Annotated in this window: 22 protein-coding genes and 1 pseudogene; 14 read left to right on the forward strand and 9 right to left on the reverse strand. The window is 72.5% G+C overall.

The genetic code is table 11. The features are described 5' to 3' along the window. Positions 1-72 precede the first annotated feature (72 nt). Complete coding sequence (locus AC0682_RS12995; protein WP_478532768.1) at positions 73-744, reverse strand: hypothetical protein; 672 nt, start codon at positions 742-744, stop codon at positions 73-75. A 198-nt stretch (positions 745-942) separates the two neighbouring features. On the opposite strand from AC0682_RS12995, the gene AC0682_RS13000 reads away from it, so the two are divergent. Together AC0682_RS13000 and AC0682_RS13005 are read left to right on the forward strand one after the other, a co-directional pair. Further along, a complete protein-coding gene (locus AC0682_RS13000; protein WP_478532770.1) occupies positions 943-1,965 on the forward strand; it encodes an aminoglycoside phosphotransferase family protein in 1,023 nt (340 codons plus the stop codon). A 150-nt stretch (positions 1,966-2,115) separates the two neighbouring features. Further along, positions 2,116-3,477: an NAD(P)/FAD-dependent oxidoreductase gene (locus AC0682_RS13005; RefSeq protein ID WP_478532772.1), complete on the forward strand. Its 1,362-nt coding sequence runs from the start codon at positions 2,116-2,118 to the stop codon at positions 3,475-3,477. Positions 3,478-3,531: 54 nt separating this feature from the next. On the opposite strand, the gene AC0682_RS13010 is transcribed toward AC0682_RS13005, so the two are convergent. Next, entirely contained in the window at positions 3,532-5,067 is a 1,536-nt protein-coding gene (locus AC0682_RS13010; RefSeq protein WP_478532773.1) for an ATP-dependent DNA ligase, read from the reverse strand. 92 nt (positions 5,068-5,159) lie between these two features. After that, positions 5,160-5,951 (reverse strand): metal-dependent hydrolase, encoded by a 792-nt coding sequence (locus tag AC0682_RS13015; protein ID WP_254813080.1) that lies wholly within the window; start codon positions 5,949-5,951, stop codon positions 5,160-5,162. Between the two features lie 77 nt (positions 5,952-6,028). Here AC0682_RS13015 and AC0682_RS13020 point away from each other — a divergent pair, with 77 nt between their 5' ends. Both AC0682_RS13020 and AC0682_RS13025 read left to right on the forward strand, forming a co-directional pair. After that, a complete protein-coding gene (locus AC0682_RS13020) occupies positions 6,029-8,602 on the forward strand; it encodes a DEAD/DEAH box helicase (RefSeq protein WP_478532774.1) in 2,574 nt (857 codons plus the stop codon). Between the two features lie 31 nt (positions 8,603-8,633). Beyond that, positions 8,634-9,509 carry an acyl-CoA thioesterase gene (locus tag AC0682_RS13025; RefSeq protein ID WP_254813078.1) on the forward strand — a complete coding sequence of 292 codons (876 nt, stop codon included), beginning with the start codon at positions 8,634-8,636 and terminating at the stop codon, positions 9,507-9,509. A 19-nt stretch (positions 9,510-9,528) separates the two neighbouring features. Here the strand turns inward: AC0682_RS13025 and AC0682_RS13030 are convergent, their stop codons facing one another. Beyond that, positions 9,529-9,765 (reverse strand): DUF6011 domain-containing protein, encoded by a 237-nt coding sequence (locus AC0682_RS13030; protein WP_437441653.1) that lies wholly within the window; start codon positions 9,763-9,765, stop codon positions 9,529-9,531. 106 nt (positions 9,766-9,871) lie between these two features. On the opposite strand from AC0682_RS13030, the gene AC0682_RS13035 reads away from it, so the two are divergent. Continuing rightward, positions 9,872-10,396, forward strand: a complete 525-nt coding sequence (locus AC0682_RS13035; protein ID WP_254813077.1) for a GNAT family N-acetyltransferase — start codon at positions 9,872-9,874, stop codon at positions 10,394-10,396. A 58-nt stretch (positions 10,397-10,454) separates the two neighbouring features. Further along, positions 10,455-10,943, forward strand: coding sequence for a glutathione peroxidase (locus AC0682_RS13040; protein WP_478532842.1), 489 nt, complete (start codon positions 10,455-10,457; stop codon positions 10,941-10,943). 63 nt (positions 10,944-11,006) lie between these two features. Here AC0682_RS13040 and AC0682_RS13045 read toward each other — a convergent pair whose 3' ends face one another. Next, entirely contained in the window at positions 11,007-12,233 is a 1,227-nt protein-coding gene (locus tag AC0682_RS13045) for an acyl-CoA dehydrogenase family protein (RefSeq protein ID WP_478532777.1), read from the reverse strand. Between the two features lie 186 nt (positions 12,234-12,419). Between AC0682_RS13045 and AC0682_RS13050 the strand changes: the two genes are divergently transcribed. Then, the gene (locus AC0682_RS13050; RefSeq protein WP_254813075.1) at positions 12,420-13,094 is read left to right on the forward strand and encodes a TetR/AcrR family transcriptional regulator; all 675 of its coding nucleotides are present in this window, start codon (positions 12,420-12,422) and stop codon (positions 13,092-13,094) included. A gap of 112 nt (positions 13,095-13,206) precedes the next feature. Here AC0682_RS13050 and def read toward each other — a convergent pair whose 3' ends face one another. Next, positions 13,207-13,752: a peptide deformylase gene (gene def / locus AC0682_RS13055; RefSeq protein WP_254813074.1), complete on the reverse strand. Its 546-nt coding sequence runs from the start codon at positions 13,750-13,752 to the stop codon at positions 13,207-13,209. A 114-nt stretch (positions 13,753-13,866) separates the two neighbouring features. On the opposite strand from def, the gene AC0682_RS13060 reads away from it, so the two are divergent. From AC0682_RS13060 to AC0682_RS13090, 7 genes are all read left to right on the forward strand, one after another. Continuing rightward, positions 13,867-15,105, forward strand: coding sequence for a MurT ligase domain-containing protein (locus AC0682_RS13060; protein ID WP_019766250.1), 1,239 nt, complete (start codon positions 13,867-13,869; stop codon positions 15,103-15,105). A gap of 34 nt (positions 15,106-15,139) precedes the next feature. Continuing rightward, positions 15,140-15,868, forward strand: a complete 729-nt coding sequence (locus tag AC0682_RS13065; RefSeq protein ID WP_019766249.1) for a type 1 glutamine amidotransferase — start codon at positions 15,140-15,142, stop codon at positions 15,866-15,868. 178 nt (positions 15,869-16,046) lie between these two features. Then, positions 16,047-17,072: a 6-phosphofructokinase gene (locus AC0682_RS13070; RefSeq protein ID WP_254813073.1), complete on the forward strand. Its 1,026-nt coding sequence runs from the start codon at positions 16,047-16,049 to the stop codon at positions 17,070-17,072. Between the two features lie 126 nt (positions 17,073-17,198). Beyond that, positions 17,199-18,146 (forward strand): cytochrome c oxidase assembly protein, encoded by a 948-nt coding sequence (locus AC0682_RS13075; RefSeq protein ID WP_254813072.1) that lies wholly within the window; start codon positions 17,199-17,201, stop codon positions 18,144-18,146. Between the two features lie 66 nt (positions 18,147-18,212). Continuing rightward, complete coding sequence (locus tag AC0682_RS13080) at positions 18,213-18,371, forward strand: hypothetical protein (RefSeq protein WP_015607149.1); 159 nt, start codon at positions 18,213-18,215, stop codon at positions 18,369-18,371. A gap of 84 nt (positions 18,372-18,455) precedes the next feature. Beyond that, positions 18,456-19,172 (forward strand): lysophospholipid acyltransferase family protein, encoded by a 717-nt coding sequence (locus tag AC0682_RS13085; protein ID WP_478532779.1) that lies wholly within the window; start codon positions 18,456-18,458, stop codon positions 19,170-19,172. 65 nt (positions 19,173-19,237) lie between these two features. Then, a complete protein-coding gene (locus AC0682_RS13090) occupies positions 19,238-20,299 on the forward strand; it encodes an NAD-dependent epimerase/dehydratase family protein (RefSeq protein WP_478532780.1) in 1,062 nt (353 codons plus the stop codon). A gap of 171 nt (positions 20,300-20,470) precedes the next feature. Here the strand turns inward: AC0682_RS13090 and AC0682_RS13095 are convergent. The 3 genes and pseudogenes from AC0682_RS13095 to ureG all read right to left on the reverse strand — a co-directional run. Beyond that, positions 20,471-21,052 (reverse strand): annotated as a pseudogene (locus tag AC0682_RS13095) (alpha/beta hydrolase); the annotation flags it as partial. A 93-nt stretch (positions 21,053-21,145) separates the two neighbouring features. Continuing rightward, complete coding sequence (locus AC0682_RS13100) at positions 21,146-21,943, reverse strand: urease accessory protein UreD (protein WP_478532782.1); 798 nt, start codon at positions 21,941-21,943, stop codon at positions 21,146-21,148. After that, positions 21,940-22,617, reverse strand: coding sequence for an urease accessory protein UreG (gene ureG, locus AC0682_RS13105; RefSeq protein ID WP_478532783.1), 678 nt, complete (start codon positions 22,615-22,617; stop codon positions 21,940-21,942). Before ureG ends, AC0682_RS13100 begins: the two co-directional genes overlap by 4 nt. Positions 22,618-22,633: the final 16 nt, after the last annotated feature.

Here is a 22,633-nt window from a genome sequence, read left to right on the forward strand (position 1 = left end):
CGTCCTCACGGAACGGGCCGGGCACGGCGGGCCGTGGGCCCGGCAGGGCAGGACGGGCTCCCGCGGGGCCCGTCAGGGCAGGCAGAGGCCGCCGACCGGAGCCGGTCCGGTGCGGAAGGGCGGCGCGAGGACGGTGGGCGGCGGGGCCCGCCCCGACCGCAGCCGCGCGAGGACGGCCGACTTCGGGCGCCGGGTGCGCCCCCGGTGCCTGCCGTGCGGCCACGGGACGCGGGGGCCGGAGACCGGGGGCCGTACGAGGGTGAGGAGGCGGCCGACCGCAGCCAGGAGCGGCCGCCCCCGACCGAGCAGCAATTGCGTCAGGCCCAGGGCGCGGGCCGCGACGAGCAGGGCGACCAGCTGCCCGGAGAGCAGCACGCCCGTGGGGACATGGGTGGTCGCGCCGTGCCCGGACCAGAGCGGCACCCCTGCCGTACCCACCGCACGGCAGACGCCGGGCAGCGCGTACGCCAGGTGGTAGGCCAGCTGGGAGGCGGCGAGGACCCCCACGACCTGGGCGTCCGACAGCCGCCGCCGGGTCAGCGTCACCGCCGCCGGGCCCGCGACCATCCCGGCCGTCGCGACGAGCACCCACGCGGGAGCCTCGCAGCGGGCGAGCAGATGACCGGCCAGCGGCAGCGACACGCACAGCACCGCGAGCGCCCCCGCCCGCACCCCGCGCACGACCCCGGCCGCCGCGGAGGCGGGGCCGGGCGGGCGGAGCGGCGGCATACCAGTGGCTTTCACGGGAGAGGGAGAGCAGAAGAGAGAAAAGGAGAGGGATCGGGGTCGGCCGGGGCGACCGAGCCTGCGCCCGCACGGCCGCGCACGCACCGGCAGCGTACTCGCCGCTCCTCCCCCGCCCTCCGACGGGTCACGGGGCCGGGCGGGCGGCGGTCCCAAATAGGGATGCGGGGCCGATCGGCCGAATGATCGAATCGTCCGATGCACAAGAATGACGACGGCACGGCCGAGATCCTGGACCGCGGGCGCTTCCCCGACGCCCGGACCCCCTGGGACGACCCGGACCGCCGGGCGGAGGCCCTGGAGTGGGTGCTGGGGCGGCTGGCGGACCGCGGGCTGCGCGAGTCCGGCCCCCGGAAGGTACGGCTGCGGCCCTGGTCGGTGCTCGTGCGGTTCTCCGTCACTGGTGGCCCCGGTGACCGGCCGGTGTGGTTCAAGGCCGTACCCCCGGCCGCCGCCTTCGAGGCGGGCCTCTCCGCCGCCCTGGCCGACTGGGTGCCGGACCATGTCCTGACGCCGCTCGCCGTCGACGTGGAGCGCGGCTGGTTGCTGCTGCCGGACGGCGGGCCGCTGCTGCGGCAGGTTCTGGACGAGGGCGCGGGCACGCTAGCGGACTGGGAGGACGCCCTGCGCGGTTACGCGGTGGCGCAGCGGGCGCTCGTCCCGTACGCGGAGAAGGTGGCCGGTCTGGGGGTGCCGAGTGCCCGGCCGGACGAACTGCCGGGGCTGTTCGACACGCTGGTGGCGGAGAACACGGCGCTGGGCCGGGAGGAGCGGGTGGCACTGGTGGCGCTGCGGCCCCGGCTGGTGGAGTGGTGCCAGGAGCTGGCCGCGGTGGGCGTGGCCGATTCGCTGGACCACGCCGATCTCCACGACGGCCAGCTCTTCCGACCCGCCCCCGGGCGGTTCACCTTCTTCGACTGGGGCGACGCCCTGGTCGGCCACCCATTCTGCAGTCTGCTGGTCCCCGCGCGGTCGGCCGAGGACCGGTTCGGTCCCGAGGCCCTGCCCCGGCTGCGGGACGCCTATCTGGAGCCGTGGACGGGCGACGGGGTGACGGCGGGTGAGCTGCGGCGGGCGGTGGGCCCGGCGTGGCGGCTGGCGGCGCTGGGCCGGGCCGCCTCCTGGGGCCGGATGTTCCCTGCTCCGGACGCTCCGGCCGCCCCCGGAGGCGCCGAGACGGCCCACTGGCTGCGCGAGCTGCACACCGAGCCGCCCCTGTGATCCGGGCCGCCGCGCGTCCACCGTGCGGCGGCCCGTTCACCCCCGCCGGGAGGCGGAGCGGGGTGCATCCGGTGAGGATGAGGAGTGCATCGGCCGGTATACGGGGCAGGCGAGCGCAGAACCACGCAAGCCCGAGAAGGGACGCAGACCGTGGCACCACCCAGGATTCTCGTCGTCGGCGCCGGCTTCGCAGGTGTCGAATGTGTACAACGGCTGGAGCGCAGGCTCGCTCCGGGCGAGGCCGAGATCGCGCTCGTCACGCCGTTCTCGTACCAGCTCTATCTGCCGCTGCTGCCCCAGGTGGCCTCCGGCGTGCTCACCCCCCAGTCGGTGGCGGTCTCGCTGCGCCGCAGCCGCCGCCACCGCACCCGGATCATCCCCGGCGGCGCGATCGGTGTGGACACCGAGGCCAAGGTCTGCGTCATCCGGAAGATCACGGACGAGGTCGTGACCGAGCCGTACGACTACATCGTGCTGGCGGCCGGCAGTGTGACCCGGACCTTCGACATCCCCGGGCTGCTGGACCATGCGCGCGGGATGAAGACGCTGGCGGAGGCGGCGTACGTCCGCGACCACGTCATCGCCCAGCTCGATCTGGCCGATGCCAGCCAGGACGAGGCGGAGCGGGCGTCCCGCCTCCAGTTCGTCGTGGTCGGCGGCGGTTACGCGGGCACGGAGACGGCCGCCTGCCTCCAGCGCCTGACCACCAACGCGATCCGGCACTATCCGCGGCTGGACCCGAAGCTGATCAAGTGGCATCTGATCGACATCGCGCCCAAGCTGATGCCGGAGCTGGGCGACAAGCTGGGCCGCGCCGCCCTGGACGTGCTGCGCAGGCGGGACATCGAGGTGTCGCTCGGCGTCTCGATCGCCAAGGCCGCCGCCGAGGAGGTCACGTTCACCGACGGCAGGGTGCTGCCCTGTCGGACGCTGATCTGGACCGCGGGGGTGGCCGCCAGCCCGCTGATCGCCACGCTGGGCGCGGAGACCGTACGCGGCCGTTTGGCCGTGACCCCGCAGATGAGGCTGCCGGGGGCGGACGGGGTGTTCGCGCTCGGGGACGCGGCGGCGGTGCCCGATCTGGCGAAGGGCGACGGGGCCGTCTGCCCGCCGACCGCCCAGCACGCCATGCGCCAGGGCAAGGTGATGGCGGACAACCTGATCGCCTCGCTGCGCCGTCAGCCGCTCAGGGACTACGTCCACAAGGACCTGGGGCTCGTCGTGGACCTCGGCGGCAAGGACGCGGTCTCCAAGCCGCTCGGCATCGAGCTGCACGGGCTGCCCGCGCAGGCGGTGGCGCGCGGCTACCACTGGTCGGCGCTGCGGACGAACGTGGCCAAGACCCGGGTCATGACGAACTGGCTGCTCAACGCGGTCGCCGGGGACGACTTCGTACGGACCGGGTTCCAGTCCCGCAAGCCGGCGACCCTGCGGGACTTCGAGTACACGGGCGCCTACCTGACGCCCGAGCAGATCAAGGAGCACACGCAGTCGTCGGTCATCAAGCACTGAGCACACTGAGCACCGGCGTCCGAGCCGCGCCCCCGCTGTCCCGGGGGGCGCGGCTCAGCGCTGCTGCGAGAGGACCGTCTCCACCGTGTCGGCCTCCCGCGCGGTCTTGTCCTCGCGGTAGCGCAGGACGCGGGCGAAGCGGAGGGTGACACCGGCCGGGTAGCGGGTGGAGCGCTGGAGTCCGTCGTAGGCGATCTCCACGACGAGTTCGGGGCGTACGGTCACGACGTGTCCGTCCTCGCCGGTCGCCAGTTCCCGCAGCTTCTCGGTCTGCCACTCCAGCAGGGCGTCGGTGAGCCCCTTGAAGGTCTTGCCGAGCATGGCGAACGTGCCGTCGGGGCGGCGGGCGCCCAGGTGGAGGTTGGAGAGCTTGCCGGTGCGCCGCCCGCTCCCCCACTCGGCGGCCAGCACCACCAGGTCCAGGGTGTGCACCGGCTTGACCTTCAGCCAGGAGGCGCCCCTACGGCCCGCGCTGTAGGCGGCGGCGAGGTCCTTGACGACGACGCCTTCGTGGCCGCGTTCCAGGGTCGCGGCAAGGAACGCCTCTGCGGCCCGGCGGGCGTCCGCGTCCGCCGGGTCGGGCACGAGCGCGCGCCGGACCCGCAGCGTCTCGGGGACCAGCGTGGCCAGGGCGGCGTGGCGCTCGGCGAAGGGAAGGTCGAGCAGGTCGTCTCCGTCGACGGAGAGGGCGTCGAAGAAGACGGGCACGACCGGTACGCCGGCGGCAGCGGCGGCCACGTCACGGCGCGAACCCACCCGGGAGGCGGTCTCCTGGAAGGGGCGCGGCCTGCCGTCGTCCCCCAGGGCGATCACCTCGCCGTCCAGGATGAACCGCCCGGCCTCCAGCGCGGCCACGGCGGTGACGAGTTCGGGCAGCCGGTCGGTGATGTCGTCGAGCGTCCGGGTGTAGGCGCGGACCCGGTCGCCGTCCCGGTGCACCTGGACCCGGATGCCGTCGAGCTTCTCCTCCACCGCGCAGGGGCCGAGCTTCTCGACGGCCTCGGTGACGGAGGCGGCGGTGTGGGCCAGCATCGGCTGGACCGGCCGCCCCACGGTGAGGCGGAAGGCGGCGAGCGCTCCGGGGCCGTCAGCGAGGAGGGGCCGGGCCACCTCCGGGAGCGATCCGGCGAGCATCACGGCCCGGCGTACGTCGGCGGGCGGGGCCCCGGCGGCCTTGGCCAGCGCGTCGGCGGCGACGGCGTCCAGGGCGCCCTGGCGGACCTCCCCGGTGAGAAGGGCCTTCAGGAAGTGCTGCTCGTCGGCGGTGGCGGCGGCGAACAGGGCCCGCAGCCGTTCGCGCCGCAGCGCCTGGGAGCCGGTCCCGGAGACGGCGGCCAGCGCGGTCAGCTCGGCGTCGACCCCGGTGACGGTGAGCGTGGGCTCGGCGGCGGGTTCGACGGGGTCGCCGAGGGACCGCCGGCCGACGCCGAGCCGCCCCTGGGGCAGCCGCCCGGCGAGATACGGGATGACGACGGGTACGTCGTCGGGTCCGGCGTCCCGGAAGAGCGCGGCGAGCAGCGCCACCTTGCGGGACCGGGCGGAGGTGGCGGCGACCTCCAGGGAGACCTGGGCGAGCTCGGCGAGCAGCATGCGGCCATGGTGCTACGGGCGGGGGCGGACCGCCCGCCGAAGGCGCGGCGCGAAGCCGCCCGCGCACCGGACGGCGGATGGCCGCGGGTGCGTCATATGAAGTTGAGGGCGGCTGCCGCCCCCACCCCCCCGAGCACCATGAACGCGGGCATCAGCACCTTCATCTCCACCCAGCTGCCGGCCCGGAACCGCATGGGCTTCGGCGGCCCGATCGGGTACCAGCGCTTGCCGGCGATCGGGATGGGCCACAGGACCGGGCAGCCCGAGACGGTCAGCGCGTCCCCGATGTCGTGGACCAGGGCGCCGAGCACGATGGGCAGGCCGAGCCACAGGTACTCCTGCCCGGGGGCGTCGAAGAGCCAGTTCGCCCCGTGGCCCGGCTGGTCCAGGACGCCCGCGAGGATCCAGGCGCTGGTGGCGCCGAGCAGCCAGACGAGCACGTCGCTGGAGACCCGGGCGGCCCGCCAGAGCAGGCCCTCCACGGCCAGCACCAGGTGGACGAAGAGGATGCCGAGGACGGCCCAGCGTCCGCCGAACATCGCGGCGGCGGAGCAGCCGGCGCCGACGAGGACGGCCCAGAACCAGGTGTGGGTCAGGGTGCGGTGGCCGCCGGTGCGCCGGGGGTCGGCCTTGCTCTTCGTGGCCTTGTAGACGGCGAAGGAGAGTTTGTCGACGACCTCGCAGAGGGTCTTGGAGATCGGCCCGAAGGCGCGCGAGATGGTCGCGGACTTGTGGTCGAGGTCGGGGGCGAGCGCGGCGCCCGCGCAGATCAGCGCTCCGACGACGAGGACGGGCCAGGGCATCGCGTGGCCCGCCGCGGCAGCCGCCGCACCCACCCCCAGCCAGGCCGCTGCCCCTGACAGAGAGTGCGCCGGTCCCATCATGGTCGCTTCCGCCCCCAGTTCGTCATGGGCCCATCACCGGTACGGCGTGGGCTGGTTGGATGCGCAGCGTATCGTCCATGATCTTCGTCGTGTCCGCCGGTTCCCTCATCCGGGCGGAAGACAGGCAAGATGGGGGCGTGACCCTCATCGACCAGCTGCCGCAGACCGCCGACCCGGACGCCCTCTTCGAGGCCTTCTCGTCATGGACCGAGAGCCAGGGCATCACGATGTACCCGGCTCAGGAGGAGGCGCTGATCGAGGTGGTCTCCGGGGCGAACGTGATCCTGTCCACCCCGACCGGCTCGGGCAAGAGCCTGGTGGCGGCGGGGGCGCACTTCACCGCGCTGGCCCAGGACAAGGTGACCTTCTACACCGCGCCGATCAAGGCGCTGGTCTCGGAGAAGTTCTTCGACCTGTGCAAGCTCTTCGGCACCGAGAACGTCGGGATGCTGACCGGTGACGCCTCGGTCAACGCGGACGCCCCGGTGATCTGCTGTACGGCCGAGGTGCTGGCCTCCATCGCGCTGCGCGACGGGAAGTACGCCGACATCGGCCAGGTCGTGATGGACGAGTTCCACTTCTACGCCGAGCCGGACCGGGGCTGGGCGTGGCAGATCCCGCTGCTGGAGCTGCCGCAGGCCCAGTTCGTCCTGATGTCGGCGACGCTCGGCGACGTCTCGATGTTCGAGAAGGACCTGACGCGGCGCACCGGCCGCCCCACCTCCGTGGTGCGTTCGGCGACCCGCCCGGTGCCGCTGAGCTACGAGTACCGCTTCACGCCGATCACCGAGACGCTGACCGAGCTGCTGGGCACCCGGCAGTCGCCGGTCTACATCGTGCACTTCACGCAGGCGGCGGCCGTCGAGCGGGCGCAGTCGCTGATGAGCATCAACATGTGCACGAAGGAGGAGAAGGAGAAGATCGCCGATCTGATCGGCAGCTTCCGCTTCACCACCAAGTTCGGCCAGAACCTCTCCCGTTACGTCCGCCACGGCATCGGGGTGCACCATGCGGGGATGCTGCCCAAGTACCGCCGCCTGGTGGAGAAGCTGGCCCAGGCGGGGCTGCTGAAGGTGATCTGCGGGACGGACACCCTCGGCGTGGGCGTCAACGTGCCCATCCGTACGGTGCTGTTCACGGCACTCACGAAGTACGACGGGAACCGGGTGCGGACGCTGCGCGCGCGGGAGTTCCACCAGATCGCGGGGCGGGCCGGGCGGGCCGGGTTCGACACGGCCGGGTTCGTGGTGGCACAGGCCCCCGAGCACGTCATCGAGAACGAGAAGGCGCTGAAGAAGGCGGGCGACGACCCGAAGAAGAAGCGCAAGGTGGTCCGCAAGAAGGCCCCCGAGGGGTTCGTCGCCTGGTCGGAGACGACGTTCGACAAGCTGATCCAGTCCGAGCCGGAGCCGCTGACCTCGCGATTCCGGGTGACGCACACGATGCTGCTGGCGGTGATCGCGCGCCCGGGGAACGCCTTCGAGGCGATGCGGAGCCTGCTGGAGGACAACCACGAGCCGCGCCGGGCGCAGCTGCGGCACATCCGGCGGGCCATCGCGATCTACCGTTCGCTGCTGGACGGCGGAGTGGTCGAGCGGTTGGAGGTCCCGGACGCGGAGGGCCGGATCGTCCGCCTCACGGTCGATCTCCAGCAGGACTTCGCGCTGAACCAGCCGCTGTCGACGTTCGCGCTGGCCGCCTTCGACCTGCTGGACCCCGAATCGCCGTCGTACGCCCTGGACATGGTCTCGGTCGTCGAGTCGACGCTGGACGATCCGCGGCAGATCCTGGCGGCCCAGCAGAACAAGGCGCGCGGCGAGGCCGTGGGGCAGATGAAGGCCGACGGGGTGGAGTACGAGGAGCGGATGGAGCGGCTCCAGGAGGTCACCTACCCCAAGCCGCTGAGCGAGCTGCTGTGGCACGCCTACGACGTGTACCGCCGCAGCCACCCGTGGGTGAGCGACCACCCGGTCTCGCCGAAGTCGGTGATCCGGGACATGTTCGAACGGGCCATGACCTTCACCGAGTTCACCTCGCACTACGAGCTGGCCCGGACCGAGGGCATCGTCCTGCGGTATCTGGCGAGCGCGTACAAGGCGCTGGAGCACACGATCCCGGACGACCTGAAGTCGGAGGACCTCCAGGACCTGATCTCCTGGCTGGGCGAGATGGTCCGCCAGGTGGACTCCAGTCTGCTGGACGAGTGGGAGCAGCTGGCCAACCCGGAGGTGGAGACCGCCGAGGAGGCCCAGGAGAAGGCGGACGAGGTCAAGCCGGTCACGGCCAACCCGCGCGCCTTCCGGGTGCTCGTGCGCAACGCGATGTTCCGCCGCGTGGAGCTGGCCGCGCTGGACCGGGTGCGGGACCTGGGCGAGCTGGACGGCGACTCCGGGTGGGACGAGGACGCGTGGGGCGAGGCCCTGGACGCGTACTGGGACGCGCACGAGGAGATCGGCACCGGTCCCGACGCGCGCGGGCCGAAGCTGCTGAAGATCGAGGAGGACCCGGCGCACGGGCTGTGGCGGGTCTGGCAGGCGTTCGCGGACCCGGCGGGCGACCACGACTGGGGCATCCAGGCCGAGGTGGACCTGGCAGCGTCCGACGAGGAGGGCCGGGCGGTCGTCCGGGTCACGAAGGTCGGCCAGCTGTAGGGCACCCCCCGATCAAGTGGAGAGGCAGCGCATGACGAATCCGGCCGAGCGCCTGGTGGACCTTCTCGACCTGGAGCGGATCGAGGTCGACATCTTCCGCGGCCGCAGCCCCCAGGAGTCCCTGCAACGGGTCTTCGGCGGGCAGGTCGCGGGCCAGGCGCTGGTGGCGGCGGGCCGCACCACCGACGGGGAGCGCCCGGTGCACTCGCTGCACGCCTATTTCCTGCGCCCGGGGCGCCCCGGCGTACCGATCGTCTACCAGGTGGAGCGGGTGCGCGACGGCCGCTCCTTCACCACCCGCCGGGTGACGGCCGTCCAGGAGGGCCGGACGATCTTCAACCTGACGGCCTCCTTCCACCGCCCCGAGGAGGCGGGCTTCGAGCACCAGCTGCCGCCCGCTCGGGCCGTCCCGGACCCGGAGGAGCTGCCGACGGTCGCCGACGAGGTGCGCGAGCACCTGGGCTCGCTGCCGGAGGCCCTGGAGCGGATGGCCCGCCGCCAGCCCTTCGACATCCGCTACGTCGACCGGCTGCGCTGGACCCACGAGGAGATCAAGGACGCCGATCCGCGCAGCGCGGTGTGGATGCGCGCGGTGGGCCCGCTGGGCGAAGACCCCCTGGTGCACACCTGCGCGCTGACGTACGCGAGCGACATGACGCTCCTGGACGCGGTGCGCATCCCGGTGGAGCCGCTGTGGGGCCCGCGCGGCTTCGACATGGCGTCCCTGGACCACGCGATGTGGTTCCACCGGCCGTTCCGGGCGGACGAGTGGTTCCTGTACGACCAGGAGTCGCCGATCGCGACGGGCGGGCGGGGTCTGGCGCGGGGCCGGATCTACGACCGGTCGGGGCAGTTGCTGGTGTCGGTGGTGCAGGAGGGGCTCTTCCGGCGGCTGGACGGCCGGTAGGGGGTCTCTCGCTCCCTCCCTACGTCCCCGGCAGCGGGTCCTGGTCGACCTCGTGGCGGCGGGTGCGGATGGCCGGGGGCGGCGGGTGCAGTTTGGCGTCGCAGGACGGGCCGAGGCCGGTGCGGCGGGAGCCGGCGCCGGTGAGGGGGCGGCCGCAGAGGCGGCAGCGGATCGGGCGGCGGGAGGGGGTGTCACCGGAATGCTCCCCGCGGTCGAGTGCGGGCAGCGGTTCGGGGAAGGGTTCGGAAGACTGCACGGGGGAGATCCTTCCTCATCGGGGGCCGTGGTCGGGAGCCGCTGTCGGGGCCCGACCGGTGTGCCCGTTCCCCTGTGACTGTTCCGCTCGAAAGGACCCCGTACCCATGACCGAGATCGTCCACGTGAGCGGCCCCGAGCTGGTCACGTACGCCGATGAGATGGCCGAGCTGCTGGTGGAGACCGTCGAGGAGGGCTCCTCGGTGGGGTTCCTGGCGCCGCTGGACCGGGAGACGGCGGCCGTCTGGTGGCGGGCGCGTGCGGCGGCCGTGGAGAGCGGTGAGGTGGCCATCTGGATCGCCCGTGAGGGGTGCCGGGTCGCCGGGACGATCGCCCTGGTCCGGGCGCCGCTGCCGAACGCCCGCCACCGGGCGGAGGTCGCCAAGCTGATGGTGCGGCCCTCGGCCCGGGGGCAGGGGCTCGGGCGGGCGCTGCTGGCGGCGGTGGAGGCGTACGCGGAGGTGGAGGGCATCACGCTGCTGATCCTGGACACCGAGAGCGGCAGCCTGGCCGAGCAGGTGTACTGCAAGGCGGGGTGGACGGAGGTCGGCTCCGTACCGGGATACGCGGCCGATCCGGCGGGCAGCCTCAAGCCGACCACCTTCTACTACAAGGAACTCACCGGCCCGTGAGCGGCAGCCGGGGAGCGGCACGATGAGCACCACACACGATGATCAGGGAGAGAACTTCATGACGCTGCACGACATTCCGCTGCGCACCCTCACCGGCGAACCGACCACCCTGGGCGCCTGGAGCGGCCGGGCCGTCCTGCTGGTGAACGTGGCGTCCAAGTGCGGGCTCACCCCGCAGTACGAGGGCCTGGAGCGGTTGCAGCAGACGTACGGGGACCGGGGGCTGACCGTGCTCGGCGTGCCCTGCAACCAGTTCGCGGGGCAGGAGCCGGGGAGCGCGGAGGAGATCGAGACGTTCTGCTCGACGACGTACGGGGTCACCTTCCCGCTCCTGGAGAAGGTCGACGTCAACGGGGCCGACCGGCACCCGCTGTACGCGGAGCTGACGAAGCTGGCCGACACGGACGGGGAGGCCGGGGACGTCCAGTGGAACTTCGAGAAGTTCGTGATCTCCCCGGCCGGTGAGCCGGTCGCCCGGCTCCGCCCGAGCAGCGAGCCGGAGTCGACGGAGGTCGTGGCGGCGATCGAGGCGCAGCTGCCCTCCTGAGCACCCGAGCAGGGCAGGGGCCGCCCGGGGCACTGATCCCGGGCAGCCCCTGCCGTGCGCCCGTCAGCGGATCGGCATCCCCGACAGCGTGCGCGCGATCACCAGGCGCTGGATCTCGCTGGTGCCCTCGAAGATGGTGTAGATCGCCGCGTCCCGGTGCATCCGCTCCACCGGGTACTCCCGGGTGAAGCCGTTGCCGCCCAGGATCTGGATCGCCTGGGCGGTGACGCTCTTGGCGGTCTCGCTGGCGTACAGCTTGGACATGGAGCCCTCGGCCGAGGTGAACGGCTTGCCGGTGGTGGCCATCCAGGAGGCACGCCAGACCAGCAGCCGGGCCGCGTCGATCCGCGTCCGCATGTCGGCGAGCTGGAAGGCGATGCCCTGGTTGTCGATGATCGGGCGGCCGAACTGGCTGCGCGTCTTCGCGTAGTCGAGGGCGACCTCGTAGGCGGCTCGGGCGGTGCCGACGGCCATCGCGCCGACGGCCGGGCGGGAGGCCTCGAAGGTGGCCATCGCCGCGTTCTTCACCCGCTCGCCGCCCGCCTCGGCGCGCTCCCGGGCGCGGGCGAGCCGCTCGTCCAGCTTCTCCTTGCCGCCGAGCAGGCAGTGGCCGGGGACGCGGACGTCCTCCAGGACCACCTCGGCGGTGTGCGAGGCCCGGATGCCGTGCTTCTTGAACTTCTGGCCCTGGGAGAGGCCGGGGGTGGCGGGCGGCACGATGAAGGAGGCGTGGCCCTTGGAGCCGAGGCCGGGGTCGACGACGGCGACGACCACGTGGACGCCTGCTATGCCGCCGTTGGTCGCCCAGGTCTTGGTGCCGTTGAGGACCCACTCGTCCTTGGCCTCGTCGTACACGGCCCGCGTCCGCATGGAGGCGACGTCGGAGCCGGCGTCGGGCTCGGAGGAGCAGAAGGCCGCGACCTTCACGTCGTTCGCGTCGCCGTACATCTGCGGGATCCAGGTGCCGATCTGCTCCTCGGTACCGTTGGCGAGGACGCCGACGGCCGCCAGGCCGGTACCGACGATGGACAGGGCGATGCCCGCGTCGCCCCAGAACAGCTCTTCCATGGCCACGGGGATGCCGAGCCCCGTAGGGTCGAAGAACTGCTGTGCGTAGAAGTCGAGGGAGTAGATGCCGACCTTGGCCGCCTCCTGGATGACGGGCCAGGGCGTCTCCTCACGCTCGTCCCACTCCGAGGCCGCGGGACGGATCACGTCCGCCGCGAAGCCGTGAAGCCAGTCACGGACCTGCTTCTGGTCGTCGTTGAGATCGAGCGTGAACTCGGCCATGTTCCCCTCCATGCACTGCCGTGAAAGCCATGCGTTACTTGCGGTAACAGCAGTCTGTTACCGGACAGTAGCCGCTGTCAACAGCCCCGGTACTGATCGACAAGCGCGCCGGGCGTGGTGTTACGTTGCGCAGGCGCGAAGAAGCAGACGTGAAGAAGTTGCACGGCCAGGGGCGGGAGAGAAGACATGGAGACCACGCGGAGCGCCGAACGGCAGCGGACCGCCGCCGAGGCCCGCCGCCGCGAGCTGCTCGAAGCGGCGGACCGGGTGGTGCTCAGGGACGGACCGCAGGCCTCGATGAACGCGATCGCGGCCGAGGCCGGAATCACCAAGCCCATCCTCTACCGCCACTTCGGGGACAAGGGCGGCCTCTACCGCGCCCTGGCCACCCGCCACACCGACGCCCTCCTCAGCGCGCTGCGCGCGGCCCTGGACGCCCCCGCCGAGCGCCGCGCCCGGGTCGAGTCCACGCTCGACACCTATCTCGCCGCGATCGAGGCCCGACCCCAGGTCTACCGCTTCCTGATGCACCCCGCCGACGACTCGGCCACGTCCGCGGAGGCGGCCCTCTCCTCCGAGCGGGGCTTCGACGTCGGCCGCCACTCCGCCCCGCTGCTGCGCCGACTCGGCGAGGAGCTGGGCCAGGTGATCGCCGAGCGGGTGGACCTGGGGCCCGACAGCGAGCAGATGGCCCGCATCTGGGGCCACGGGATCGTCGGCATGATGCACGCGGCGGGTGACTGGTGGCTGGGCGACCGGCCCTGCTCCCGCGAGCGGCTGGTGCGCAGCATGGCCGACCTGCTGTGGGGGCGGCTGGCGGAGGCGGGCGACCGTGACGTGCAGGGCGGCCCGGGGTTCTGACCCGCCCGCCTCCCGTACGGTGATCCGCCCCGCCTCCCGTACGGTGATCCGCCCCGTCTCCCGTACGGCGGCGGCCCGGGGTTCCGAGGACCGGAGCCTCAGTCCTCAGCCCCTAGTCCTTGCGGGCCCACGGCGCCCTGCGCGCCGCGCGCAGGGCCCAGGACCGGCGCAGCCCGGTCAGCCGGTCGGTGTACACCGTCCCGTCCAGGTGGTCGCACTCGTGCTGGAGGCACCGGGCGAACCACCCCGTCCCCGCGATCCGCACCGGCTCCCCCGTCATCGTCAGCCCCTCGACCACCGCGTGGTCGAAGCGTTCCGTGCCCGCTTCCAGACCCGGAAGTGACAGACAGCCCTCCGGTCCGCGTACGGTAAGACCGTCCGCCTCGACCAGTTCGGGGTTGACGACGTGTCCCAGGTGACGGACGTCGTCGTCGTCCGGGCAGTCGTAGACGAACACCCTGAGCGGGACGCCGATCTGGTTGGCGGCGAGCCCGACGCCCTGCGCGGCGTACATCGTGGCGAACATGTCCTCGACCAGCCGCGCGAGCGAGGGGCCGAAATCCGTGACGTCCTCACAGGCGCGGTGGAGCAACGGGTCGCCGAGCAGACTCATCTCACGGACGAGTCCGGAACTGCCGGGGATCGGGCGGTTTCGCATGCGGGCAAGCGTACGTTCCGCCGTCACCGGGGAGTTCCCGTGGTGCCGCGGTGCGGTCGCCCGGGCGGACATCGATAGGCTGGGCGCGGACCGATGCAAGGAGGATCTAGGACGATGGCAGGCAACACGGAGCCGTTGTCGCCGCGGGCCAAGCTGGCCGTGACGGCGGGCAAGGCCGCGGCGGCGGTGTCACGCGCCGCGGGGCGGGGCAGCGGATCGGTGATCGGCGGCCGGGTGGCGCTCAAACTCGACCCCGACCTGCTGGGGCGGCTGGCGCAGCACCTGGACGTGATCCTCGTGTCGGCGACGAACGGCAAGACGACCACCACACGGCTGATCGCGGAGGCGCTGCGGGCCGCCGGGCCCGTCGTGTCGAACGCGCTGGGCGCCAACATGCCCGCGGGCATCACCTCGGCGCTGGCCGGCGGCTCGGACGCGAAGTTCGGGGTGATCGAGGTCGACGAGAAGTATCTGGCCGGGGTCGCCCGGGACACCACCCCCAAGGCGATCGCGCTGCTCAACCTCTCCCGCGACCAGCTGGACCGCGCGGCCGAGACCCGGATGATGGCCGAGCACTGGCGCGAGGGCCTCTCCGGCTCCAAGGCCGTGGTCATCGCCAACGCGGACGACCCGCTGGTCGTCTGGGCGGCCTCCTCCTCACCCAACGTGGTGTGGGTGGCGGCCGGTCAGGCGTGGAAGGACGACGCCTGGTCCTGCCCGTCCTGCGGCGGTGTGATGCAGCGCCCCGGCGACGACTGGTTCTGCGGGCAGTGCGGCTTCCGCCGCCCCGCCCCGAGCTGGGCGCTCAACGGCGACTACGTCCTGGACCCGCACGGTTCGGCCTGGCCGATCCACCTCCAGCTGCCCGGCCGCGCCAACAAGGCCAACGCCGCCAGCTCGGCCGCCGTCGCCGCCGTCTTCGGGGTGCCGCCGCAGGTCGCCCTGGAGCGGATGTACCAGGTGCAGGCGGTCGCCGGACGGTACGACGTCGTGAACTTCCAGAACCGTGAGCTGCGGCTGCTGCTGGCAAAGAACCCGGCCGGCTGGCTGGAGACCTTCTCACTGATCGACCCGCCGCCGACGCCGGTGATCCTCTCCGTCAACGCCCGTGGCGCGGACGGCACCGACACCTCCTGGCTCTGGGACGTGGACTACACCCAGCTCGCCGGTCACCCGATCTTCGTGCTCGGTGACCGCAAGCTCGACCTCGCGGTCCGCCTGGAGGTCGCCGGGCTCGACTTCCGGGTCTGCGAGAACCTCGACGAGGCCGTGCAGTACGCCCCGCCGGGCCGTATCGAGGTCATCGCCAACTACACCGCCTTCCAGGACCTGCGCCGTCGTGTCGGCAACTGACCCCGGCCCCGGCCACCTCCGGAGAGGACGAAGCATGAGCAACAACGGTCTGCGTCTGGTCTGGGTCTACCCCGACCTGCTCAGCACCTACGGCGACCAGGGCAACGCCCTGGTCGTGGAGCGGCGGGCCCGGCAGCGCGGTCTGGACGTGCAGCGCGTCGACGTGCGCAGCGACCAGCCGGTGCCGACGTCCGGCGACATCTATCTGATCGGCGGCGGCGAGGACCGGCCGCAGCGCCTCGCGGCGGAGCGGCTGCGCCGTGACGGCGGGCTGAGCCGGGCCGCCTCCAACGGCGCGATCATCTTCTCGGTCTGCGCGGGGTACCAGATCCTCGGCCACGAGTTCATCAACGACCTCGGTGAGCGCGAGCCGGGTCTCGGTCTCCTCGACGTGGTCTCGACCCGTGGCGAGGGGGCCCGGTGCGTCGGTGACGTGCTGGCCGACATCGACCCGCAGCTCGGTCTGGAGCCGCTGACCGGGTTCGAGAACCACCAGGGCGTCACCCACCTCGGCCCGACGGCACGGCCGTTCGCCCGGGTGCGGTTCGGCCGGGGCAACGGCACGGGGGACGGCACCGAGGGCGCGTACAACGACACCGTCTTCGGGACGTACATGCACGGTCCCGTCATGGCACGCAACCCGCAGATCGCGGACCACCTGCTGAAGCTGGCCCTCGATGTGAACGCGCTGCCGCCGACGGACGACCGCTGGTACGAGGCGCTGCGCTCCGAGCGGATCGCCGCCGCGACGCAGCCCGCCTGATGAGGGGCTTTCCGCTCGCTTGAGCGGTGTCCGCCTGAGGGGTTTTCCGCTCGATCGAGCGGAGTCCAGCAGGCGGACGGCCGGTTCGGTCCCGCCACCCCGCGCCGGTAGGGTGGCGGGGATCCAACCGGACGACGTGGTCCGGTCGTCGACTTAACGTTGCAAAGGTTTCCGGGCCATGCGCATTGGCGTACTCACCTCCGGCGGCGACTGCCCCGGCCTCAACGCCGTCATCCGTTCCGTCGTGCACCGCGCGGTGGTGGACCACGGCGACGAGGTCATCGGCTTCCACGACGGGTGGAAGGGCCTGCTGGAGGCCGACTACCGCAAGCTCGACCTCGACGCGGTGGGCGGCATCCTGGCTCTCGGCGGCACGATCCTCGGCTCCTCCCGGGTCCAGCCCGCGCACTTGCGCGACGGTGTGGAGCGGGCCCGCGGCCATGTCGCCGACCTCGGCCTGGACGCCATCATCCCGATCGGCGGCGAGGGCACGCTCAAGGCGGCCAACCTCCTCTCCGAGGCCGGGCTGCCCATCGTCGGCGTCCCCAAGACCATCGACAACGACATCGCCTCCACCGACGTCACCTTCGGTTTCGACACCGCCGTCGGCGTCGCCACCGAGGCTCTGGACCGGCTGAAGACCACCGCCGAATCGCACCAGCGCGTGCTGATCGTCGAGGTCATGGGCCGCCACACCGGCTGGATCGCGCTGCACTCGGGGATGGCCGCCGGTGCCCACGCCATCGTCGTGCCGGAGCGTCCCTTCGACATCGACGAGCTGACCAAGCTGGTCGGCAAGCGGTTCCAGGCGGGCAAGAAGTTCGCCATCGTGGTGGTGGCCGAGGGCGCCAAGCCCCGCGAGGGCTCGATGCAGTTCGAGCAGGGCGTCAAGGACATCTACGGCCACGAGCGGTTCGCCGGGGTCGCCACGCAGCTCGCCGGCGAGCTGGAGCAGCGGCTCAGCAAGGAGGCCCGCCCGGTCATCCTCGGCCACGTCCAGCGCGGTGGCACCCCGACCGCGTACGACCGCGTCCTGGCGACCCGGTTCGGCTGGCACGCGGTGGAGGCGGCGCACCGGGGCGAGTTCGGGATGATGACCGCGCTGCGCGGTACCGACATCGTGATGGTCCCGCTGGCGAAGGCGGTCGAGACGCTGAAGACCGTTCCGGCCGATCGGTACGCCGAGGCGGAGTGCGTGCTCTAGGGGGTCCCGCCCCGACGACGCGCCTCCGTAGAACTGCCCCCGCCCGCAACCGCGGCCGGGGGCAGTTCTACGCTGTACCGGACAACCGGCACGAAACGGGGACGTGTCCCCATCGGGAGTGGACAGATGGATCACAGCGGGCACGGCATGAACATGGATCTGCCGCCGTTCACGCTGGGACGGGGGCTGGAGCTCTCCGTGGAGCCGTTCTTCCTGACCGGCAGCCTCCTGGCGCTCGCCCTGTACGGGTACGGCGTGGTGCGGCTGCGCAGGCGCGGGGACGGCTGGCCGGTCGGCCGGATCATCGCCTTCACCGTGGGCGTGCTGAGCATCCTCCTGGTGATGTGCACCAAGCTGAACGACTACGGCATGGTCATGTTCAGCGTGCACATGGTGCAGCACATGGTGATCAGCATGCTCTCCCCGATCCTGCTGCTGCTCGGCGCCCCGGTGACGCTGGCGCTGCGTGCGCTGCCGCCGGCCGGGCGGGGGCGGATCGGGCCGCGCGAGCTGCTGCTGAAGCTGCTGCACAGCCGGTACGTCAAGATCGTCACGCATCCGGCGTTCACGATCCCGATCTTCATCGCCAGCCTCTACGCGCTGTACTTCACGCCGCTCTTCGACCTCCTGATGGGCTCCAAGGCCGGTCACCTCGGGATGATGGTGCACTTCCTCGCCGTCGGCCTGGTCTTCTTCTGGCCGATCATGGGCGTCGACCCCGGCCCGCACCGCCCCGGCTATGTGATGCGGATGCTGGAGCTGTTCGCGGGGATGCCGTTCCACGCGTTCTTCGGGATCGCGCTGATGATGGCGACCACACCGATGGTGGGCACGTACAGCGATCCCCCGGCTTCGCTCGGCATCGACGCGCTCAGCGACCAGAACTGGGCGGGCGGTATCGCGTGGGCCTTCAGCGAGATCCCCTCCGTGCTGGTGCTGATCGCGCTGGTCTACCAGTGGTACCACTCCGAGCAGCGGGCCGCCCGGCGCTCGGACCGGGCCGCCGACCGCGACGGCGACAAGGAGCTGGAGGCGTACAACGCCTATCTCGCGTCATTGCAGGCGCGACGGTAGCGCGGGGGGCGCCCGCGGGGTGACCATGGAGTGGACGGCCGCGCGGCCGACGAGGAGGGTACGCGCATGTCCGGATCGACGAAGACCATGGGATATCTGACGGTCGGGGCCCTGGTGACGGTGACGGCGTACACGGTGGCACTGGGCAGCAGTGGCTGGCTCTGGTTCGGCTGGGTGGTGCTGGGTCTCTGCACCCTCGGCATGCTGGCCACGCAGGACACCTGACCGCGCGCTGCGCGGGCGGGCGGCCGGGGCCTGCACTGTCCGCAGCCCCGACGCCGGCCCGGCAGAGCGAGGTGGACGCACACGGTGTTCTATTACGTCCTGAAGTATGTCGTGCTGGGGCCGTTGCTGAAGGTGCTGTTCCGCCCCCGTACCCAGGGCCTGGAGAACATTCCGGAGAAGGGCGCGGCGATCGTCGCGGGCAACCATCTCTCCTTCTCGGACCACTTCCTCATGCCCGCCATCATCAAGCGGCGCATCACCTTCCTGGCCAAGGCCGAGTACTTCACGGGCCCCGGCATCAAGGGCCGGCTGACCGCCTTCTTCTTCCGCGGCGCGGGCCAGATCCCGGTGGACCGCTCCGGCAGGGACGCCGGGCAGGCGGCGATCCGGGAGGGGCTGGGGGTGCTGGGCAAGGGCGAGCTGCTGGGGATCTACCCGGAGGGCACCCGCTCGCACGACGGGCGGCTCTACAAGGGCAAGGTCGGGGTGGCGGTCATGGCGATCACCGCGCAGGTGCCGGTGGTCCCCTGCGCGATGGTCGGTACGTTCGAGATCCAGCCGCCCGGCCAGGTCGTCCCGAGGATCAGGCGGGTCACCATCCGGTTCGGTGAGCCGCTGGACTTCTCCCGCTACGCGGGCATGGAGAACCAGAAGGCCGCGATCCGGGCGGTGACGGACGAGATCATGTACGCGATCCTCGGACTCTCCGGCCAGGAGTACGTGGACGAGTACGCGGCCGAGGTGAAGGCCGCCGAGCAGGAGGCGGCCCCTCCGAAGAAGTTCCGCGGACTGCGACGCTGACGGCGGATTCGCCGACGGCAGATCGGCCTGGTCCGGCCGGTCCCGCTGCCTCTAGCGTCGAGTGCATGAGCCAGGGACGCGCATGGGTGCTGGGAGCGACCGGACAGCTCGGGCGGGCGGCGGTGCGCGCGCTCGCCGGGGACGGCTGGGAGGTGACCGCCGTTTCGCGGGGCGGCGGGCGGGACGGGCGGTGGGACGACGGGGTGCGGTCGGTGGCGCTCGACCGGGACGAGGAGGGGGCGCTGGAGAGCGCGCTCGGTGAGGGCTGTGACGTCCTGGTCGACATGGTGGCGTTCTCCCCGGCGCACGCACGCGGGCTGAGGTCCCTCTCCGGACGGGTCGGCTCGGCGGTGGTGATCTCCAGCGGTGCGGTGTACGAGGACGACCGGGGCCGCAGCTTCGACACCCAGGCCGACCCGGGCGGCTTCCCTCGCTATCCGGTGCCGCTGCCGGAGACCCAGCGCACGGTGGCGCCGGGGGACGCGACGTACGGCACTCGGAAGGTGGCGCTGGAGCGCGAGCTGCTGGCGGCGGGGGACGCACTGCCGGTGACGCTGCTCCGGGCGGGTGCGGTCCACGGCCCGTACTGCCGCACGCCACGTGAGCTGTATTTCGTGAAGCGGCTGCTGGACGGGAGACGGCGGCGGGTCCTCGCGTACGGGGGCGAGTCCCGCTTCCACCCGCTCCATGTGGCGAACGCGGCCGAGCTGATCCGGCTGGCCGCCCGCGGGCCCGGCTCCCGGGTGCTCAACGCGGCGGATCCCCAGGCGCCCACGGTCGCGGAGATCGGGGCGGCGATCGACGCGGTGCTGGGCCGGGAGGCGGAGACGGAGACGGTCCTGCTGGACGGCCCGAGCCCCGGCGGAGGTGTGGGCGACACCCCGTGGAGCGGGGCCCATCCGGTGGTGTACGACATGGGCGCGGCGGAGCGGGAGCTGGGGTACCGGCCGGTGACGGGGTACGCCGAGTCGCTGCCGGAGACGGTGGAGTGGCTGGCCGGGGAGCTGGCGGGGCGGGACTGGCGGGAGGCGTTCTGGAAGATGGCGCGCAATTACGGGGAGGCGCTGTTCGACTATGCGGCGGAGGACGCCTGGCTGGCGGCGTACGACCGGGGCCGCCGTGCCTGAGCCCGGCGGCGACAGCGTAGGGCCGGGACCGGGGCCGCCGTCACGGCTGACCGAGCAGGGGCGGAGCAGGGGCGGAGCAGGGGCGGAGAACGGCCGGGACCGCCACGCGCTGAGCTGGGTGGCGGTCCCGGCCGCCCGGGGCACCGCTCGGTCCCCCGGTTCACCGTTCCGTCACGGCTTGGTCGTGGCGTGCGGGGCACACGTCACGTCGCGCCGGTCGGTCTTCCCGGTGAGCAGGTAGGCGTCCACCCGGTCGTTGACGCACGGGTTGACGATGCCGGTGACGCCGTGGGAGCCAGCGCCCTTCCCGGTGATGAGCCGGGAACCCTCGAACCGTCGCCGCAGCTCGACGGCGCCCTCGTACGGAGTGGCGGCGTCGCGTTCGGCCTGCACGATGAGGACCGGCGGCAGGCCCTTGCCGGACTTCACGTTCAGCGGGGTGTGCCGCTGGGTGGGCCAGGTGGCACACGGCAGGTTCACCCAGGCGTTGGCCCAGGTCATGAACGGGTGGTCGCGGTGGAGCCGGGTGTGGTCCCGGTCCCAGGTGCGCCAGTTGGCGGGCCACTTGGCGTCGGCGCACTCGACGGCGGTGTGGACGGCGTTGCCGTTCTCGGCCGACGCGTTGCCCGCCAGGTCGCCCATGTCGGGGGCGGCGGCGTCGATCAGCGCCTGGGTGTCACCGGCCCGGTAGGCGCTCCAGATCTTGGCGGTGGGCGCCCAGGCGGAGTCGTAGTACGGGGCTCTCTGGCAGAAGTCGCTCCGGGGATCCTTTCGCCTGCGGGGCCCCCGGGGCCAGGGCGTACACCTGTTTCTTTACCGAACCCATAACCGGTGAAGGGCGTCCGCTCAGCGGACTCCCTGGCCGCCGACGCCCGCCTTCAGCCCGTCCAGCAGCTCGCGCAAGGCGTCGTCCAGGATCGTGCGGAGCAGGCGGGCGTCGGCGGCCACGGCGGTCACCAGGACGGCGGGGCCGGCGAGCGGGGTGAGGGCGGCGGTGGGGCCGAGGAGTCGGGCGGGGTGCGGGGCGTCCTCGAAGGCCGGGTCGGCCAGGAGGAGTTGGCCGACCGCGCGATGGCCGCCGAGAACAGCGGGGCCGTCCCAGCCACCGGGTGCGCCCGGCCCGTAGGCGAGCTGCTGGTCCAGGAGCGGGCGGCCGGCACGGTAGACGGTGAGCCGGGTGGTGAGGGCGCCTGCGGGTTCGCCGTGCCGTCCGAGGATCTGTTCCTCGCGCAGCAACATCCTCGCGGTGGGAGCCAGTTCGGCGCGGGTGGTCTGGTGGAGGTCGCTGCCGCGGGCGGAGACGAGCTGTTCGGGAAGCCAGTGCAGGGTGGCCCGCTCCCCCACGGTCAGGTGGATGTCGTACGTGGACGGCTCGCCGTCGGGCCGCGCGCCGGGGAGCGCCACCGTGGCCGCCGCCGCGTCGACCGTGAGGTGGGCGCCGTCCGCCACCTCGGCCTCGATCTCCAGCCGGTCGCCGTTGAGCGGAGCGCTCATGGCGCCGACGACGGTGACCCGGGCGTGGGGCGGGAGCGGTGAGCGGGTACGGCGGAGCGCCAGGGGCCCGGCGCTCTCCAGGAGGGGCAGGGTGGTGGCGCCGCGGCCGTCGGGTTCGGCGCGGAGGCGGGCGGTGGCGTGGACGCTCATGCGGTCCAGGCGGCGAGCTGCGCCCGCACCCAGTCGGCGACCGGCCCGACGCCTTCGGCGGAGGTCAACGAGGTGAAGAGGACGGGGAGTTCGCCGCGCTGCTCCTCGGCGTCGCGGGCCATGCGCTGGAGGTCGGATCCGACGTGCGGGGCAAGGTCGGTCTTGTTGATCACCAGCAGGTCGGCGGTGGTGACGCCGGGGCCGCCCTTGCGCGGGATGTCGTCGCCGCCCGCCACGTCGATGACGAAGATCTGGGCGTCGACGAGCCCCTTGGAGAAGGTGGCGGTGAGGTTGTCGCCGCCGGACTCGACGAGGATGAGGTCGAGCGGGCCGACCGCGTCCTCCAGGTCCTCGACGGCTTCGAGGTTGGCGGAGATGTCGTCGCGGATCGCGGTGTGCGGGCAGGCGCCGGTCTCCACGGCCTGGATGCGTTCGGGCGGCAGGACGGCGTTGCGGAGGAGGAATTCGGCGTCCTCGCGGGTGTAGATGTCGTTGGTGACGACGGCGATGGAGAGCCGGTCGCGCAGGGCGCGGCAGAGGGCGGCGACGGTGGCCGTCTTGCCGGAGCCGACGGGTCCGCCGAGGCCGATGCGCAGGGCGCGCCGGGTGCCGTCGGGGCGGGTGGCGTCGGCGCTGACGGCGGCGGGGGCGTCGTGGGTGTGGCCGAGGTGCATGGGCTGCTCCTGTCGG

This window comes from Streptomyces sp. NPDC043746, assembly GCF_056436485.1.